Below are 1,892 nucleotides of genomic sequence, written 5' to 3'. Positions count from 1 at the left end.
TCCGCCGCCCCCTCGCGGGGCTCGGCGGTGTCCCGGCGCAGCCGCGGCTTCAGCTCCTGCAGCCGGCCCAGGAGGCCGTTGACGAAGCCCGGCGAGTCGTCGGTGGAGAACTCCTTCGTGAGCTGCACCGCCTCGTCGATCGCCACCGCGTCCGGCGTCCCGTCCTCCCAGATCAGCTCGTACGCCCCCAGCCGCAGGATGCTGCGGTCCACGACCGGCATCCGGTCCAGGGTCCAGCCGACCGAGTACGAGCCCAGCAGCTCGTCGATGCGGGCGGCGTGCGCCGCGTAGCCCTCGACCAGCCGCCGCGTGAAGTCGCCGACCGGCGGCTGCCGGGGGTCGGTGCTGCCCAGCCGGATCCAGTCCTCCAGCACCTGCACCGCGGGCGCGCCGCGCTGGTCGGACTCGAAGATGATCTGGAACGCGCGCTTGCGAGCCGTGTTCCGTGCGGCCACGTCAGCCGCTCACGCGGCCGAGGTACTCGCCGGAGCGGGTGTCGACCTTGATCTTCTCGCCGGTGGTGATGAACAGCGGGACCTGGATGGAGAAGCCGGTCTCCAGCTCGGCCGGCTTGGTGCCGCCGGTGGAGCGGTCGCCCTGCACGCCCGGGTCGGTCTGCGCGATGGTCAGCTCGACGGCCGCGGGCAGCTCGACGTACAGCGGCGTGCCCTCGTGCAGCGCGACGGTGGTGTCGAAGCCCTCCAGCAGGTAGTTGGCGGTGTCGCCGACGGTCTTGGGGTCGACGTGGAGCTGGTCGTACGTCTCCATGTCCATGAAGACGAAGTACTCGCCGTCCTTGTACGAGAACTGCATGTCCCTGCGGTCGACGTTGGCCGTCTCGACCTTCACCCCGGCGTTGAACGTCTTGTCGACGGTCTTGCCGGAGAGAATGTTCTTCAGCTTCGTACGGACGAAGGCAGGGCCCTTGCCGGGCTTGACGTGCTGGAACTCGACGACGGACCAGAGCTGGTCGCCGTCGAGCTTGAGCACCAAGCCGTTCTTCAGGTCGTTCGTGGTGGCCACGTCGCGAAATCTCCTGGACTGCGTGGACGACGGCGGAAGCCCGGTACGCCTGCGACCCGGCCGGGGTCAGAGGGCGAGCAGTTCCTTCGTCGTGATGGTGAGTAGCTCGGGACCGCCGTCCGCCTGCGGGCGGACGACGAGCGTGTCGTCGATCCGGACCCCGCCCCGGCCGGGGAGATGGACTCCCGGCTCGACGGTGACCGGCACACGAGCGTCCAGTTTACCCATCGCCGCCGGGGCCAGCCGCGGGTCCTCGTCGATTTCGAGTCCGACGCCGTGACCGGTGAACGGCCCGACGCCGTCTCCGTGTCCGGCCGCGGTGAGCACCTGGCGGGCCGCCCGGTCCACCTCGCGGTACTCCGCGCCCGGCGTCAGCGCCTCCCGGCCGGCCCGCTGCGCGGCGAAGACCAGGTCGTACAGCTCGATCTGCCAGTCGTCCGGGGCGGTGCCGACGACGAAGGTGCGGCCGATCTCGCAGCGGTAGCCGCGGTAGCGCGCGCCCAGGCAGACGGTGAGGAAGTCGCCCTCCTCCACCCGCCGGTCCGTCGGTACGTGCCCGGCCCGGCCGGCGTGCGGTCCGGTGCCGACGGCGGTGGGGAACGCCGGGCCCTCGGCGCCGTGGTCGACGAGCCGCCGCTCCAGCTCCAGCGCCAGGTGCCGTTCCGTGCGGCCGACGAGGATGGACTCCAGCAGCTCGCCGAGCGCCTGGTCGCCGATCTCGGCGGCGATCCGCAGGCAGGCGATCTCCTCGTCGTCCTTGACGAGCCGCTGCTGCTCCACCGCGCGGGACAGGTCGGTCAGCGCGAGTCGGGGCGCGACGGAGGCCAGGGCGCGGTGCCTGGCCACGGTCAGGTGGTGCTCCTCGACGG

Annotated in this window: 3 protein-coding genes; all 3 read right to left on the bottom strand. The window is 71.6% G+C overall.

The window, feature by feature from the left end; translation table 11 throughout:
• A partial coding sequence (gene nusB, locus H5J30_RS30330; RefSeq protein WP_181790624.1) for a transcription antitermination factor NusB occupies positions 1–455 on the bottom strand: 455 nt, incomplete at its 3' end.
• Between the two features lies 1 nt (position 456).
• Positions 457–1,023 carry an elongation factor P gene (gene efp, locus H5J30_RS30325; RefSeq protein WP_181790622.1) on the bottom strand — a complete coding sequence of 189 codons (567 nt, stop codon included), beginning with the start codon at positions 1,021–1,023 and terminating at the stop codon, positions 457–459.
• Between the two features lie 66 nt (positions 1,024–1,089).
• On the bottom strand, positions 1,090–1,892 hold an 803-nt coding region (locus H5J30_RS30320), incomplete at its 5' end, for a M24 family metallopeptidase (protein WP_181790620.1).

It is taken from the genome of Streptomyces phytophilus (genome assembly GCF_013870535.1).
Taxonomy (GTDB): domain Bacteria; phylum Actinomycetota; class Actinomycetes; order Streptomycetales; family Streptomycetaceae; genus Streptomyces; species Streptomyces phytophilus.
Note: the sequence above shows the minus strand (reverse complement) of the source record. Positions and strands in the feature narration are given on the sequence as shown.